Below are 14,860 nucleotides of genomic sequence, written 5' to 3' on the forward strand. Positions count from 1 at the left end.
CGGTGAACGGGGCGGTGTCACTCCACCGGGCGCGGGAACGCGTGAATGTGCAAGCGCAGGGCGAGGTCGTCCGAGGGCTTGTCCGCTTCCTTCTCGCGGTAGCTCTCGATCAGGTCGTGGATCTCCCCTTCCAGCTCACGCGCGTCCTCGGGCGAGAGCTTCAGCGTGAAGTTGCTGATGTCCCAGCTGCCGTTCCACTCCGCGGGCATGTCGCTCATGGAGTGGAGCCAGGTCGACAGCTCCTTGGCGTGGTTGTGGGCGGCCTCGTGGATGTGCAGGCCGAGCGCACCGCGGACGGCGCGGTCGGGGTGGTGCACGAAGTCCTCGATGTTGTCCGCCCGGACGCCCTTGTTGGTCGCCTCCCAGAAGCGGTCGCGGCCGGTGCCGCGCTCGGCGTTCTCCTTGATGAATCCGTGCTCGGCGAGCTGACGCAGGTGGTAGCTCGTCGTGCCGCTCGTCTCGCCCAGATGGGCCGCGAGCTGCGTCGCCGTGGCGGGTCCGTTCTCCCGCAGCGCGGTGATGAGCCGGATCCGCAACGGATGCGCCAGGGCCATGAGGGCTCGGGGGTCGTGGGGCGAAGGCTTGGGTTCTGTGTTCTCCATGCATCCCACCGTACAACCGCAGAGACTTCTCTGCAAAGTATCCTCGGTAAAATTTCCTCGGCAGAGATAACTCTGCAGAGATGTCTCGGTGCAGGAGGTGCGTCGTGACGCCTGTCGAAGGGCGCAGTGCGCTGGTGCGATGTGCCTGGTGGCTCCTCGGTCGGCTGGCCGGTGCGGGAAGCTTGTGGATCGCCGCGGAATGGTGGTCCGTGATGTACCAAGGGCCGCCCGAGGGGCACCCGGAGCGCCTCCGGGCGGACGTGCCCCTCACCGCTGCCGAACGCGCTCTCCGCAAGCAACTGCCGCGCGAGTTGCGCAGGACGCGGGATCCCTTCCTCTGAAGGACGCTGAGTGGGCGCTGCGGTGGGGCGGGCGAAGCCGGGTGGCCGTCGTGGCGATTTCGGAACCCGTGAGCAAGGGTTCCTCACCCCGGTTCGGCAGGATGGTGGTCATGAAGCGCCGCACCCTGCCGCAGGGCGTCAAGATCCGAAGCATCCTCCGCCGAGCACGGCAAGCCGCCCCCACTCGGCCGGATGCGGTGGGCGAGTGAGGGGCCGGGTGGCGGACGCGGTGCTGCCTCCGTCGTCGGTCCGATGGCTCGGGGCCGTCGCGGGGCTTGCCGCGTTGGTGGTCGTGGTGATCGGGGTGGTGTATTCCGGCCACAGTGAACCCGGGCGGGTGGACAGGTGGTTCGTCGAGCCGACGGCGGACAGTGTGGGGCCGCCGTGGCGGGGTGTCGCCCTGACCGTCGACTTCCTGGGGGAGCCCGTGGGAGCGGCGATCCTGGTCATGGCCGTCGTCGCGGGCTGCCTGCTGCTTCGGTGGCCTCGCGGGGCGGTGTTCGTCGTGGCCGGCGCCGCCGTGGCCGTGGGGACGGCGACGCTGCTCAAGTCCGTGGTGGGGCGCACCATTCACGGTGACGGCAATCTGTCGTATCCGAGCGGGCACACCGCGTTCCTCACCGCGGTCGCCCTCGTGGTGGCACTGCTCGCGACCGGCCGGCTCGGCCTCGGCAGGACGGCCGGCGCGTCACTCGTGCCGGCCTGCGCACTCGTCGCCGGTGCCGCCATGGGCTGGGCGCAGGTCGCCCTGGGCGCGCACTACCCGACCGACGTCCTCGGCGGCTGGTGCACCGCGGTGGCGGTGGTACCGGCGACCGCGTGGGTGGTCGACCGGATCGCCGACCGTACGGCCGACCGGATCGCCGACCGATCGGCCGATCGAGCGGCCGACTCCGGTCGGCGGGAACTTCGCTGACATCACGTCACGCGCCACACGCGCCACACGCGTCACAGGCGCCACACGCGTCACAGGCGCCACACGCGTCACACGCGCCACACGTCACGCCTCACACGTCACAAATCACACATCACATGACGTCACGTCACATCAGGTCGGACCGGGCGGCGGCACTTCCGGTTCGGCCGGCCGTCCGCCCGGTCTCCGTGCCGTACGTCACGCCAGGCGGCGGAACACCGGCTTCACCGGTCGTCCCCCCAGCCACGGGGTGGGGTCGCCGGCGTCAAGTGCCTTCCGGTACACCGCGCATGCCTGGGCCACCACGTCGACCGTGTGGTCGATGTCGGCGTCGCTGAGCGCGCTGCTCACCACGAACGACGGAGCCAGCACCCCGCCCGCGAGGAGGCGGCGCAGGAACAGCGTGCGGTACTGCTGCGAGGGCCGGCCGTTCTCGTCGAGGGTGGCGAAGACCAGGTTGCTCGCCCGGCCCCGGACGACTACATGGTCGGCGACGCCCATGCCGGCCGCGGCGTCGCGGACACCGGCCGCCAACCGCTCGCCGAGGGCGTGCAGTTGGGCCGTGACGCCCTCCTCGGTGTACGTGGCCTGCACGGCCATCGCGGCGGCCAGCGAGTGCGTTTCGGCGCCGTGCGTGGTGGACAGCAGGAACACCCGGTCACCGGAGTGCCGCAGCCCGCCCCGCTCCATCAGCTCGCGGCGCCCCGCCAGCGCCGAGACGGCGAAGCCGTTGCCCAGCGCCTTGCCGAACGTGGAGAGGTCGGGGACGACGCCGTACAGGCCCTGGGCGCCCGCCTCGGACCAGCGGAAGCCGGTGATCATCTCGTCGAAGATCAGGACGCAGCCGTGCCGGTCGGCCAGGTCGCGCAGGCCGGCGAGGTAGCCGGGCGCCGGCTCGGTGTGGCCCGCGGGTTCGAGGATCAGGCAGGCGACCTCGTCCTGGTACCGGGTGAGCAACTCCTCCGTGGCGGCCAGGTCACCGTAGGGGAAGGCCACGGTCAGGTCGGTGGTCGCCGCCGGAATGCCGGCGGACATCGGCGTGGTGCCGATGAACCAGTCGTCGACGGAGAAGAACGGATGGTCGGCGCAGATGGCCACGCGGGCGCGCCCGGTGGCGGCGCGGGCGAGGCGGACCGCGGCGGTGGTGGCGTCGGAGCCGTTCTTCGCGAACTTCACCATCTCGGCGGTCGGCACCGTGACCAGGAAGTGTTCCGCGGCCTCCAGCTCCACGACGGACGGCCGGACGAAGTTGCTGCCGCGGTCGAGTTCGCGTCGCACCGCCTCGGTGACGCGGGGGTGGGCGTGGCCCAGGCTGACCGACCGCAGGCCTGATCCGTACTCGATGTAACGGTTGCCGTCGACGTCCCAGACGTGGGCGCCCCGGCCGTGGCTGATGACCGGGGCCAGCTGCTCGGGGTACTGGTCGTCGCCCTTGGCGTAGGTGTGCGCGCCCCCGGGCACCAGGGCGTGCAGCCGCTCGTTCGCCGCCCGCGACCGGGGGAGGAGGAACTCTTCGGTGTCCACGCTCACTTCACCTTCCCATGTGCTTCAGTACCTCGGCGAGGCTCGGCGCCTCCCGGTCCCGCTGGGACATCGATGTGGCCGGCAGCGGCCAGGGGATCGCGAGCTCCGGGTCGTCGAAGGCGATCGTCACGTCCTCGGCCGGATCGTGCGGGCGGTCGATCCGGTACGAGGTGTCGGCGGTCCCGGTCAGCGCCTGGAAGCCGTGCGCGCATCCCGCCGGGATGTACAGGGTCCGCTGCGTCTCGCCGGACAGCTCGAAGGTGGCCACGTCGCGGTAGGTCGGCGACTCCGGCCGCAGGTCCACGACGACGTCGAAGATCTCTCCGTACGAGCAGCGCACCAGCTTCGCCTCGCCGGCGCCGGAGCGCAGATGCAGGCCGCGCAGCACGCCCCGCACCGAGCGGGACACGCTGTCCTGGACGAAGGCGTGCGGGTCGAGACCCACCGAGCGGACCACGTCGGCGTCGAAGGTGCGGCAGAAGAATCCGCGTTCGTCGGCGTACGGCGTCGGCTCGAACAGGTACGCGCCCGCGATCGCCGGGACTTGGGTCGCCTTCATGGATTCTCCTGCCGGGTGCGGGCGTGCGCGGGGTCGTGCGCCGGGAACAGGGCGGCCGTCAAGGCGGCGAACTGGTCCCGGAGTTGGCGGGCGATGAGCCGGTTCCGCTCGGCGAGGGTCTGCCGCAGTTCCGCCGAGCGCTTCTCCAGCTCCCGGAACTGCTCCAGCAGCCGGTCGGCGTCGACCTCGCGGGCCGGGTGGCAGTACGCGTCCAGACCCATTCGCGCCATGAGCGCGTCGCTCTTCGCCGCATAGCTCAGCGCGAGCGTCGGAGTGCCGGCCTTCAGCGCGCAGACCAGGTTGTGGTACCGGGTCGCCACCACGGTGTCGGCCGCCGCCGTCTCCCTCGTCAGGTCGGCCAGCGAGGCCGCCTCCGCGGCGGTGACCAGCGGCGAGTCCACCGCGTCGAGGATCGCGGCGACCACGGTGGCGTCGCACGCGTCGCCGGTCAGCAGCCGGACCGGCCGGCCGTCCTCGACCAGCGCGCGCACGAAGCGAGTTGTCCCGTCGAGGTAGCGACGGTGGATCTCCTCGGCACGGGCGCGGTCGTCGTTGCCGCCGTGGAAGTCCATGACGCCGACGCACACCAGGCCCGACGGGCCCGACGGCCCGCTCGCCGGCGTCGGCAGGGCGAACGCGAGGTCCGGGTGGACCTCGTCGCGCGCGGTGTCCACGCCCATCTCCCGCATCGCGTCGCGGGACAGGGTGTCGCGGTACGACCGGTAGGCGGCCAGCCGGGCCGAGCGGCGCACCAGGGCCCGGGTCGCCCGGTCGCGGATCGCGGCGGCGCCGACGCCGACGAGGGCGACCTTGGTGCCGAACAGCCGGCCGGACGCGCAGAGCAGGAACAGCGAGTACGGGAAGCCCCACGGCCGCAGCGGCAGCGTGGCCTCCAGAACGCCCATGCCCGGCACGATCACCACGTCGTGCCGGCGCACCCAGGCGGCCGTGCGGACCACGTCGACGAGCTTGCCGAGCCCCTTCCCCGCGACCGACCCCAGGCGGGACGCGGTCCGGTACTCCCCGCGGTACCAGTGCAGCCGCGTCGCGGGGATCCCGTACCGGGCCGAGACGACCTCCGGTCCGCCGCACAGGGCGTCCACGACCGCATCCGGGTGCTCGGAACGGAGATAGGCGAGCACGGCTTCGAGCGACCCGTCGTTGCCGAGGTTGCCGGAGCCGAGCAGCCCGAACACCCCGACGCGCAGGGGAGTTCTCATGGCCGCCGCCCCTCGCGTCCTGCGACCAGGGCGTCGACGGAGACGGTGAGCCCCGCCGGGTCGACCGGTGCCCGGTCCTCGACCCGCTCGCCGGCGCCCGGCCGGACCCGGCTGGTCATCCACGCGGACAGGTGGCGGTAGCAGGCGCGCCGGTCGGCCGTGGACAGCGGCGCCCGCTGGATCGCGGAGACGAAACCCCAGACGTACTCGGCGAGCAGCCGGGGCGTCGGGTGCAGCGCGCCCGCTCGGCGCGGGTCCAGGTTGACGCACCGGGAGCGCTTGGAAGGGTTCGCCCGCTCGGCGCGGGTGGGGTGGTCGCGGCGGAAGTACAGGAGCTCCGGCACCTGGTGGAAGGGCCCGTGCAGGACGATCTCGGCGACGAACGTCCGGTCCGCGTGGTGATAGCTGTCGTGCGGCTTCACCCGGCGCAGCATGTCGGCACGCATCACCCCGTAGAAGTCGTCGCCACCGGGCTCGAACAGGAAACTGCGGAAGCGCTCCGGCGCGTGCGGGGAGGCGGTGGCGAGCCCGTACTCGTAGGGGACCTTCACCTGTCCCTCGCCGTCGATGACCGCCTGGTCGGAGTGCGCGAGGACCACGTCCGGCCGCTCGTCCAGCGCCTCAACGCAGCGCCGCAGCAGGTCCCGGGCGTAGAGGTCGTCGTGCGAGGCCCACTTGAACAGCTCGCCGCGGCACTCGGTGAACACGTAGTTGTGGTTCGGCGCGGCGCCGATGTTCCGGCGCAGCCGGACGTAGCGGATGCGGGAGTCCTGCGCGGCGTACTTGCGGCAGATGTCCTCGGTCCCGTCGGTCGAGGCGTTGTCGGAGATGACCAGCTCGAAGTCCTCGTAGGTCTGGCCGAGCAGGGCGTCGAGCGATTCGGCCAAGTACTCCTCGCCGTTGTACACGGGCAGGCCGATGCTCAGCCGGGGATGGGCGGTCATGACGTCCTCACTTCAGGAATGGGTTCTTTCAGGCGCTCGCGCAGGGCGGACCGCAGCTGGAGCCACCACACGGCCGAGCCGGCGAGGGTCGCGGCGGCGACGCCCCAGGCCGAGCCGACGGTCCCGCCCAGGGCCGCCCCGCCGAGCCCGCCGACGACGTAGCAGGCGGAGGCGAACAGCTGGCAGCGCAGGCTGCGCCGGGCCGCGGCGAGCGCGCGCAGCCCGGCCGCCGCGCCGGTGCCGAGACCGGCGCCCGCGACGCCGAGGGTGACCGGCACGATGAGCTGCGCGGCCAAGTGCCAGACGTCGCCGAGCACGAGCTCGCCGAGCCGGTCCGGCATCAGCAGCAGCGCCCCGCCCCACAGCAGGGCGGCGACGGCCTGTCCGCCCCCCAGCAGGAGACAGAACCGGCCGAGGCGGTGCGGGGCCCGCCGCAGCACCCGTGCCGCCTCCGCGACGGTGACCAGCGACAGCCCCATCAGCACGGCGAGGAACGGCCCGAGCAGCAGCTCGGCGCCCCGGACAGCGCCCACCGCGCCGACCCCGGCGATCGCGCCGAGCCCGTACGCCCGCAGCTGGCTCGCGCCGCTGAGGCTCACGTTCTCGACCAGGTACCGGTAGCCGAGGTCGCGTTGCTCGCGCAGCCACGCGCGGGCCCGGCTCACCCGGGGCAGGATGCCGGACTGGACGTAGCCGTACGCGGCGGCCACCGTGGCGGACGCGCCCCAGGCGAGCACGAAGGCGGCCACGCTGCCCACCCGGGCCGCCACCACCATGGCCGGGACGAGCGCGACGCCCCACACGACGTCGTTGACGAACGCCTTGCGCCCGGTGCCGGCGGCGAAGAAGGCGTACCGCCAGGCGTCCTGGAGCAGCAGCCCCGGCAGCATGACGCCGAGACAGGCGAACGCCGGCCCCACGCGCCCGCCGAGCGCGAGGCCGGCCACCAGACTGGCCGCGCCGATGGCGGTACCGACGCCGAGGGCGGTACCCGACGACCGGGCCACCGCCCCCCGCCAGGACGCGTCGGACACACCGCTGAAGCGCACCACGAGCGGATCGGTGGCAAGCCCGCGCGAGACGTTCAGCACCACGCCGTAGGTCACCCAGGCCAGGCTGAACACGCCGAACGCGGTCACCCCCAGCGAGCGGGCGACATAGATGCCCACCGCGAAGTTGCTGATGCTGGAGGCCGCCTGGTCGGCCAGCCCCCAGGACAGCCGGCCGACGAAGGCCCGCCGGACGGATCCGGCCGGTGCCGTCGCCTTCTCCGCCGTCGCCTTCTCCTCCTCGGTGGTCATCCGCGTCACGCCTTGATCAGACCGGCGCCGTGCAGGGCGTCGGCCGCGCCGGCGACGGTGTCGAACGGCAGCCCGGACCGCTCGGTGACGTCCAGCAGACTGTGCTCGCCGTCGGAGAGGCTGAGCACCCAGAGCATCGCCATCTGGGCCTGCTTGGTGTCGCTGCGCCCGCCGAGCGCGTCGTACAGCCCGCGCCGGCCGAGCTGCGGCTCGCCGTAGGGGCTGAGGTTGAGGTACCTCCGGTTGCGGTCGAGGACGGCGAACGCCTCACGGCAGACGGCGAGCGTGTCCGCCATCGCCTCGGGCGAGACGAAGTCCGGGTTGTCCGCCGAGGTGTGGTACTCGGGGTAGCCCGCGTACGGCGTGCGGCTGAGCGAGCCCACGCCGAGGTTGAACCCGGGCGAGCAGAACTGCCGCTCGTCGTAACCGTACGGAGTGAACTCGTCGACGCGGTGCGGGCGTTCGGAGGCGGCCAGCACATGCCCCATCACCCGGTCGATCTCCGCGTCGCCGCGCCTGCTGCGCTTGTACGTCAGCGAGCCGGAGTCGCCGGCGCAGGCCAGCACCAGACCGTGCTTGACGCGCTCCACCCGCTCGGCGTTGCGGGCCAGCCAGGTGATCGCCCCGATGGTGCCGGGCGCGAACAGGAACCGGTAGGTGTAGTACGGCGTCTCCTGCGCCAGCGCCCGGGCCAGGAACGTCGCCACCGCGATACCGGCCAGGTTGTCGTTGGCCAGCGACGGGTGGCAGACGTGACAGGAGACGATCACCTCGTCGGGTACCTGTCCGGGGACCACGTACTCGGCGTAGGTGAGGTGGCCGTCGGCGAGGGTGGAGTCGATCCGTACCTCGTAGTCGCCCTCCGGCAGCGCGTCCAGGGTCTCCTGGGCCAGGCAGAACCCCCACTCCGGCTTGTAGTAGCTGGTGCGGTAGGGCACCCAGGTCGGATGGTCCGGCAGCGTGTGCAGGTGCGCGCGCAGCTCGGACAGGGGCATCGTCGCCGCCACCGGCACGCTGTAGCCGAGCACGTGCAGGCTGGACGCGGCGAAGTCGACGACCCGGTTGCCGGAGGCGTCGGCGATGTACGCGTCCCGGATGTTCCACTCCTGCGGCACCGTCCAGTCGAGGACCTGGGTCCCCGTCGGCACCTCGTGCGTCTGCAGCGGGATGTACTCGCCGACGATCTCCAGGGTGGCGCGCACGCCGTCGCCGGTGATGCTCCGGCACAGCGGGTACAGCCGCTCCACCAGGGCGTGCATCTCCTTGCCGGGCTCGGTCACGGGCGCCGCCGCAGGGTGTCGTCGACGGTGCCGGCGTCGGACGCCGCGCGCAGCACGGCGAGCCGGGTGAAGCGCTGCTCGAAGTCCTCCCGGGTCAGCCCGTGGCTGCGGTAGGCGTCGGCGAGTTCGAGCGCGCCCTGCTTCACCGTCCACTCGCAGTCGAAGCCGGGGATCGCCGCGCGGAACCGGGAGAAGTCCACGCGGTAGGACCGCGGATCGGCGCCGTTCTCCCCGGTGATGTTCACCTTCGCGCCGGCCACCGCCTCGGCGACCTGCGCGGCGATCTCGGCGACGGTGACGTTGTTGACCTCGCTGCCGATGTTGAACGCCCGGTCGTGCACCGCCTCACGCGGCGCGGCCAGCGCGGCCGTGAAGGCCCGCGCGATGTCGGCGGCGTGCACCAGCGGACGCCAGGGGGTGCCGTCGGAGAGCACCAGCACCTCACCGGACAAGAGCGCGTGTCCCACCAGGTTGTTCAGCACGATGTCGGCGCGCAGCCGGGGCGAGTAGCCGAAGGCGGTGGCGTTGCGCATGTACACCGGGGTGAAGTCGCCGTCGGCCAGCGCGTGCAGGTCGTCCTCCACCCGCACCTTGGACTCCGCGTACGGCGTCACCGGGCGCAGCGGGGCTTCCTCCGCCACCAGGTCGTCGCCGCCGGCGGCGCCGTAGACCGAGCAGGTGGACGCGTACAGGAAGCGCCGCACACCGGCGTCGCGGGCCAGCCGGGCCAGGCGTACCGACGCGTGGTGGTTGATGTCGTAGGTGAGCTCCGGGGCCAGCGAGCCCAGCGGGTCGTTGGACAGCGCGGCCAGATGGATCACCGCGTCGACCCCGGCCACGTGTTCGGCCGTGACGTCGCGCAGGTCCACCCGGTGCCCCGACGGGTCCGCGGGCCGCGGGCCCAGCACACAGTCGGCGAACAGGCCGGCGTCGAGGCCGACGACCTCGTGCCCGGCGGCCGTGAGGACCGGGGCCATGACGGTGCCCAGGTAGCCCTGGTGTCCGGTCAGCAGTACGCGCAAGGTTCAATCCCCCAGGTCGAGAGTGAGTTTGGTGACGGCGAACGCCTCGGCGTAACGCGCCTGGCATTCGATGCCGCGGATCCGGGCAAGACCGAGGAAGGCCTCCCGGTCGTACCAGGGCCGGTGCCGCTGCGAGGGGTAGTGCTCCTGCAGCAGCCGCACCTTCTGCTCGGCGATCTCCGGCGCCAGCGGCTGGTACGCCGACGGGCGGCCGAGGTCGCCGTCCCACTTGACGATCTCGTAGCCGAGCACGAGATGGTCGCGGAACGCGGTGGGTATCAGCCGCGCCAGGCCGCGGTGATCCTGGTGCGCGTCATCGGTGCGCGGGGCCAGGATCAGATCGGGCTCGGTCTGTCCGCGCAGTTCCTCGACCGCGGCCTTGGCCTCCTCCCAGTACGCGGGCAGCCGTCCGTCCGGCAGCTTGTGCACCGTGAGCCGCAGATCGGCGCCGGGGCAGAAGGCGGCCAGCGCGGCCCGCTCCTCCTGCTCCCGGTCGGTCCCGCCGCCGGAGAGCACCAGCGCGTCGACGCGCAGGCCCGGCCGCGCGAGGCACATCGCGAGCAGCGTGCCGCCCGCGCCGATGGCGATGTCGTCGCAGTGCGCGCCCACCGCGACGATCCGGTCCAGGCTCGCGGCCCCGAGCCGGATCACGCCCTCGCTCCGGCGCCGGCCTGCTCCCACACGGCCCACGGACGCTCGCCCCGCGCGTAGGCGGCGTCCAGCGCGGCCCGCTCCTTCACGGTGTCGGTCGGCTTCCAGAAACCGCGGTGCCGGTGCGCCACCAGCCGTCCGCGCTTGGCCAGTTGGGCGCATCCGTCGGCGACCAGGTCGCCGTTCTCCGGTATGTGGTCGAAGACCTCCTGGCGGAGCACGAAGTAGCCGCCGTTCTCCCACAGCGGCAGCTCGCTGACCGCGGTGATGCCGCCCACCAGGTTGTCCTCGCCCAGCTCCACGCAGTGGAACGACGACTGCGGCGGCACCACCATCATCGACGCGCCGGCGTCACGCCGGGAGAACCGGTCGATCATCTCCGGCAGCGGGGCGTCGGTCAGCACGTCGGCGTAGTTGGCGAGGAACATCTCGTCGCCGTCCAGGTGGTGCCGCACCCGGCGCAGCCGCTCCCCGATCGGCGACTCGATGCCGGTCTGCGCGAACGTGATCGTCCAGTCGGATATGTCCGTGGACAGCAGCTCGGTCCGCCCGCCGCGCAGCACGAAGTCGTTGGACGTCGTCTCCTCGTAGCTGAGGAAGAACTCCTTGATGTGGTGCGCGCCGTAGCCGAGGCACAGGATGAACTCCTTGTGCCCGAAGTGCGCGTAGTAGCGCATGACGTGCCAGATCAGCGGCCGCGGGCCGACCATCGCCATCGGCTTGGGCACGTCGTCCGCGGCACCGCTCCGCATCCGCATCCCGTAACCGCCGCAGAACAGGACGACCTTCATCGCTTTACCTCGACAATGCTCAGTTCCGGGATCGGGAAGACGAGCCGGCCGCCCCACTCGTGCACGAAGGCCAGCTGTTCGGTCAGTTCGGCCCGCAGGTTCCACGGGAGGATCAGGACGTAGTCCGGCCGGTCGGCGGCTATCTGATCGGGCGGCAGGATCGGGATGCGGGTGCCCGGGGTGTACCTGCCGTGCTTGTAGGGGTTGCGGTCGACCGTGTACGGGAGCAGGTCGGGCCGGATCCCGCAGTGGTTGAGCAGGGTGTTGCCCTTGCCGGGGGCGCCGTAGCCGACGACCGTCTCGCCGCGCTCGGCCGCCTCGATGAGGAACTTGAGCAGGTCCCGGCGGACCTTGGCCACCCGCGCGGAGAACTCGGTGTACCCGGACAGCTCCTGCAGCCCGGCGGCCTTCTCCCGGGCCAGCACGTCGGCGACCCGCTGACTCGGCTCGCCGGCCACCTCGGCCGGGCGGGCCCACAGCCGGATGGAGCCGCCGTGCGTGGGCAGCAACTCGACGTCCACGAGCGTGAGTCCGCCGCTCGCCAGCGCCCGGATCGCGGACGCGACCGTGTAGTACTGGAAGTGCTCGTGGTAGATCGTGTCGTACTGGTTCTCCTCGATCAGGGTCAGCAGGTGCTGCACCTCGACGGAGACCCAGCCGTCGTCCGCGACCAGGGCACGCAGCCCCTGGGTGAACCCGACCACGTCGGGGATGTGCGCGTACACGTTGTTGGCCACGACCAGGTCCGCCGGTCCGTGCTCCTCGCGGACCGCCGCGCCGGTCTCCGGGCTCAGGAACTCCGTGAGCGTGGGCACGCCCGCGTCCCGCGCCGTGGCGCCGACGTTCACCGACGGCTCGATGCCCAGGCAGCGGATCCCACGGTCCACCACATGCCGCAGCAGATAGCCGTCGTTGCTGGCGACCTCGACCACGAAGGCGTCGGTGCCGAGGCCCAGCCGCTCGACGGCGCCGGCGACGAACGTGCGCGCGTGCTCCACCCAGGAGGTCGAGAAGGAGGAGAAGTACGCGTACTCGCTGAACGTCTCCTCCGGCGTGATCAGCGGCGGGATCTGCGCCAGCCAGCAGTCGGTGCAGACCCGCAGGTGCAGCGGGTACGCCGGTTCCGGCTTGTCCAGTTGGTCCGCGGCGAGAAAGCTCTCACACGGCGGCGTCGCCCCGAGGTCGACCACGCTCGCCATCGCTTCCGAGCCGCAGAGTCGGCATCGTGTCATCTACTGTCCCCATCCCCCCTGTTCGCGCGGGTGTCCCCGCCGCGAGCCATTGCTGACCGCCCCGCGATCGCGGTGCGGTACTCCTCCACCAGGCGCTCCAGGCCGACGGCCGGGCTGAAGCCCAGCTCGTAGCGGCGTCGGGCCGCCCGGCCCATCTCCTGGTTGCGGTCCGGGCCGGCCGCGATCCGGCGTATGCCGGACGCGAGCGAGGCGGCCTCGCCCGGCCGGTGCAGCAGCCCCGTCACGCCGTCCTCGACGAGTTCGACGAAGGCGCCGTGACCGGCGGCGACGACCGGGACGCCGGCCGCCATCGCCTCCACGACCACCAGGCCGAACGCCTCCAGCCACGTCGAGGGAGCCACCACGGCGACGGACCGCGCGATGGCCTTCTGGCACTCCGCCGTGTCGTACAGGCCGACGTAGTGCACGTCGTCCCGGCGCGCCGCCCAGGCGGTGACCTCCGCCTCCAGCGGCCCCGTGCCGGCGATCACGAGCGGCACGCCCACACCGCCGCCCGCCGCGACCTCCTCCCACGCGGCCATGAGCAGCCGCACCCCCTTGGCCTCCGCGAGCCGGCCCAGGTAGAGCACATGCTCGCCGGGGCCCGAGCGGCGGGCGTCCGGGTCGGGCACGAAGTTGTGCTTCACCACCAGCCGCTCGGCCGGCATACCGGCCTTCACCAGGACGTCGCGCTGCGCCGCCGAGATGCACAGGAACCGCTCCACCCCGGACCACCACCGCCGCCGGTTGACCGACAGACCGACCGCGAGCGGCACCGTCGCGAGGCGGGAGCCGCGATAGCAGCCGTGCCGGACCGCGGGCAGCGGTACCGCCGCCCCGACGCACTCGGCGCACGGCCGCCCGTCCCGCTGCAGCGTGCCGGGCGGGCAGACCTGGGTGTAGTTGTGCAGCGTGGCGACGGCGGGCACACCGGCGTCGGCGCAGGCGGCCAGCACCGCGGGCGACAGGAGCGGGAAGACGTTGTGGACGTGCACCACGTCCGGCCGCCCGGCGCGCAGCCGCGCGGCGAGTTCCGTGCGCACCGCCGGGTTCCACGGCACCAGGAGCGGCACCTTGGCCTTGCCCAGCAGGGACCGTCCGGCGATGTCGTCGCTGCGCCGCTCGAACGTCTCGACCCGGTGGCCGGCCGCGCGCAGCAGCTCCACCTCCTGGTCGACGACCTTGTTCTCGCCGCTCGGCTGGGCCGAGGCGTAGCGGTTGTGCACCACGAGGATGTGCATGCTCAGATCACCTCCGTTTTCCGGGCCCAGCTCGGGACACGTCGTCGTGGGAGTTCGGGCGCGGCGAGCGGCGCGGCCTCGGCGGGAGCCGCCAGCAGCGAGGCGGCCAGGGCCAGATGCAGCAGATACGGCGAGGCGTCACCGAGACCGGCCTCGGTGTACGACGCGATCGCGCAGTAGCTGATCAGGAAGATCGCGCAGGCCCTCTGCAGCGACGGCGGCCGCAGCAACGCGATGCCGCCGAGGACGAGGATGACCGCGGCCACCAGGGTGACGCCGATCAGGCCCTGTTCCTGGTAGACGGCCAGCCAGCTGTTGTCGATCGGCAGCCCGTCGAACGACTTGTCGCCCAGGCCCATGCCGAACACCTTCTCCCCGGGCGTCCGGGGCGCGGCCAGCAGGGCGTCCCAGACCTTGGCCCGGCCGGTGAGGCTGGAGAAGTTCTCCTTGCTCTGTCCGCGCAGGAACCACGTTTGGAGCAGGGAGGCGAAGCCCACCGCGGCCACCGTGGCGCACAGCACCGCCCAGGTGAAGAACCGGCGGGCGGCGGCGCTGGTCAGCAGGAGCGAGCCGATCGCCAGCGCCAGCCCGGCGATCAGACCGAGCGTGGCCGTGCGGGTATGGGTCAGCGCGAGCAGGACGAGTGACGGCACGATGACCACGGCCGCGCCGGCCCGGTCGGTCCTGCGGCCCAGCAGGAGCAGCACGGTGAGCCCGATGATCACCGCGGCGTACTGTCCGATCTGCGGTGGGGTGAGCGGCCACAACGCGCCGACCAGCCGGCCGCCGTAGAGGTCGGGCAGGGCGGCGCCCGGTGAGATGGCCAGGCCGGCGGCGACCGACCCGAGCACCACGAAGTACATCCGGATGTGGTGCCGCACGAACGTCAGGTCGCCGTCCCACCAGCGGCTGAGCAGCCACAGCGTGCCGACGAAGAGAGCCAGCCGGGCGCAGCGGAACAGCGCGCCGAACCCGGACTCCAGGTTGGCGCTGGAGATCACGCTCGTCACCAGCAGCAGGGTGAGCAGGAAGACGTACGCGCCGGGCCGGATCCGCAGCCGGAGGTTGACCGCGAGCGCCAGCGCGAACGCGGCGACCAGCGCGCCCATGGTGACCATCTGGATGAGGGAACGCGGCAGCGGGACGATGGTCTGCGCGCCGGCGGAGCCGAGCGTGTTGAGGACCAGCAGCCCCCAGACCGTTCCGACGATCTTCGGTGTGTGACCTCCGCCCATC

The 14,860-nt window shown here is 72.3% G+C and carries 15 protein-coding genes; 2 read left to right on the forward strand and 13 right to left on the reverse strand.

Translation table 11 applies throughout. From position 1 onward, the window contains the following. Positions 1-17 precede the first annotated feature (17 nt). Complete coding sequence (locus ACGFW6_RS15955; RefSeq protein WP_393509064.1) at positions 18-602, reverse strand: winged helix-turn-helix domain-containing protein; 585 nt, start codon at positions 600-602, stop codon at positions 18-20. Between the two features lie 104 nt (positions 603-706). Here ACGFW6_RS15955 and ACGFW6_RS15960 point away from each other — a divergent pair, with 104 nt between their 5' ends. Next, positions 707-943 (forward strand): DUF6059 family protein, encoded by a 237-nt coding sequence (locus ACGFW6_RS15960; RefSeq protein WP_393509067.1) that lies wholly within the window; start codon positions 707-709, stop codon positions 941-943. Positions 944-1,148: 205 nt separating this feature from the next. Beyond that, a complete protein-coding gene (locus ACGFW6_RS15965; protein ID WP_393509070.1) occupies positions 1,149-1,859 on the forward strand; it encodes a phosphatase PAP2 family protein in 711 nt (236 codons plus the stop codon). A gap of 198 nt (positions 1,860-2,057) precedes the next feature. Here ACGFW6_RS15965 and ACGFW6_RS15970 read toward each other — a convergent pair whose 3' ends face one another. The 12 genes from ACGFW6_RS15970 to ACGFW6_RS16025 are packed head-to-tail and all read right to left on the reverse strand — an operon-like array spanning position 2,058 to position 14,859. Then, positions 2,058-3,383: a glutamate-1-semialdehyde 2,1-aminomutase gene (locus ACGFW6_RS15970; RefSeq protein ID WP_393509072.1), complete on the reverse strand. Its 1,326-nt coding sequence runs from the start codon at positions 3,381-3,383 to the stop codon at positions 2,058-2,060. 7 nt (positions 3,384-3,390) lie between these two features. Then, a complete protein-coding gene (gene rfbC, locus ACGFW6_RS15975; protein ID WP_393509075.1) occupies positions 3,391-3,942 on the reverse strand; it encodes a dTDP-4-dehydrorhamnose 3,5-epimerase in 552 nt (183 codons plus the stop codon). Beyond that, positions 3,939-5,162, reverse strand: coding sequence for a polysaccharide pyruvyl transferase family protein (locus ACGFW6_RS15980; RefSeq protein ID WP_393509078.1), 1,224 nt, complete (start codon positions 5,160-5,162; stop codon positions 3,939-3,941). The genes rfbC and ACGFW6_RS15980 overlap by 4 nt, the downstream gene beginning before the upstream one ends. Further along, on the reverse strand, positions 5,159-6,106 hold the full coding sequence (locus ACGFW6_RS15985; RefSeq protein WP_393509081.1) for a glycosyltransferase family 2 protein: 948 nt from the start codon (positions 6,104-6,106) through the stop codon (positions 5,159-5,161). The genes ACGFW6_RS15980 and ACGFW6_RS15985 overlap by 4 nt, the downstream gene beginning before the upstream one ends. Next, entirely contained in the window at positions 6,103-7,407 is a 1,305-nt protein-coding gene (locus ACGFW6_RS15990) for a hypothetical protein (RefSeq protein ID WP_393509084.1), read from the reverse strand. Before ACGFW6_RS15990 ends, ACGFW6_RS15985 begins: the two co-directional genes overlap by 4 nt. 5 nt (positions 7,408-7,412) lie before the next feature. After that, entirely contained in the window at positions 7,413-8,666 is a 1,254-nt protein-coding gene (locus ACGFW6_RS15995; RefSeq protein WP_393509880.1) for a DUF4910 domain-containing protein, read from the reverse strand. Positions 8,667-8,683: 17 nt separating this feature from the next. Continuing rightward, the gene (locus tag ACGFW6_RS16000; RefSeq protein WP_393509087.1) at positions 8,684-9,709 is read right to left on the reverse strand and encodes an NAD-dependent epimerase/dehydratase family protein; all 1,026 of its coding nucleotides are present in this window, start codon (positions 9,707-9,709) and stop codon (positions 8,684-8,686) included. Positions 9,710-9,712: 3 nt separating this feature from the next. Next, positions 9,713-10,360 (reverse strand): PIG-L deacetylase family protein, encoded by a 648-nt coding sequence (locus ACGFW6_RS16005; RefSeq protein ID WP_393509090.1) that lies wholly within the window; start codon positions 10,358-10,360, stop codon positions 9,713-9,715. Then, a complete protein-coding gene (locus ACGFW6_RS16010) occupies positions 10,357-11,151 on the reverse strand; it encodes a glucose-1-phosphate cytidylyltransferase (protein WP_393509093.1) in 795 nt (264 codons plus the stop codon). The genes ACGFW6_RS16005 and ACGFW6_RS16010 overlap by 4 nt, the downstream gene beginning before the upstream one ends. Continuing rightward, positions 11,148-12,383, reverse strand: coding sequence for a class I SAM-dependent methyltransferase (locus tag ACGFW6_RS16015; protein ID WP_393509096.1), 1,236 nt, complete (start codon positions 12,381-12,383; stop codon positions 11,148-11,150). The genes ACGFW6_RS16010 and ACGFW6_RS16015 overlap by 4 nt, the downstream gene beginning before the upstream one ends. After that, positions 12,380-13,624 carry a glycosyltransferase gene (locus ACGFW6_RS16020; RefSeq protein WP_393509099.1) on the reverse strand — a complete coding sequence of 415 codons (1,245 nt, stop codon included), beginning with the start codon at positions 13,622-13,624 and terminating at the stop codon, positions 12,380-12,382. The genes ACGFW6_RS16015 and ACGFW6_RS16020 overlap by 4 nt, the downstream gene beginning before the upstream one ends. Before the next feature lie 2 nt (positions 13,625-13,626). Beyond that, the gene (locus ACGFW6_RS16025; protein ID WP_393509102.1) at positions 13,627-14,859 is read right to left on the reverse strand and encodes an O-antigen ligase domain-containing protein; all 1,233 of its coding nucleotides are present in this window, start codon (positions 14,857-14,859) and stop codon (positions 13,627-13,629) included. Position 14,860 lies beyond the last annotated feature (1 nt).

It is taken from the genome of Streptomyces sp. Y7 (assembly GCF_043195415.1).
Classification (GTDB): Bacteria; Actinomycetota; Actinomycetes; order Streptomycetales; family Streptomycetaceae; genus Streptomyces.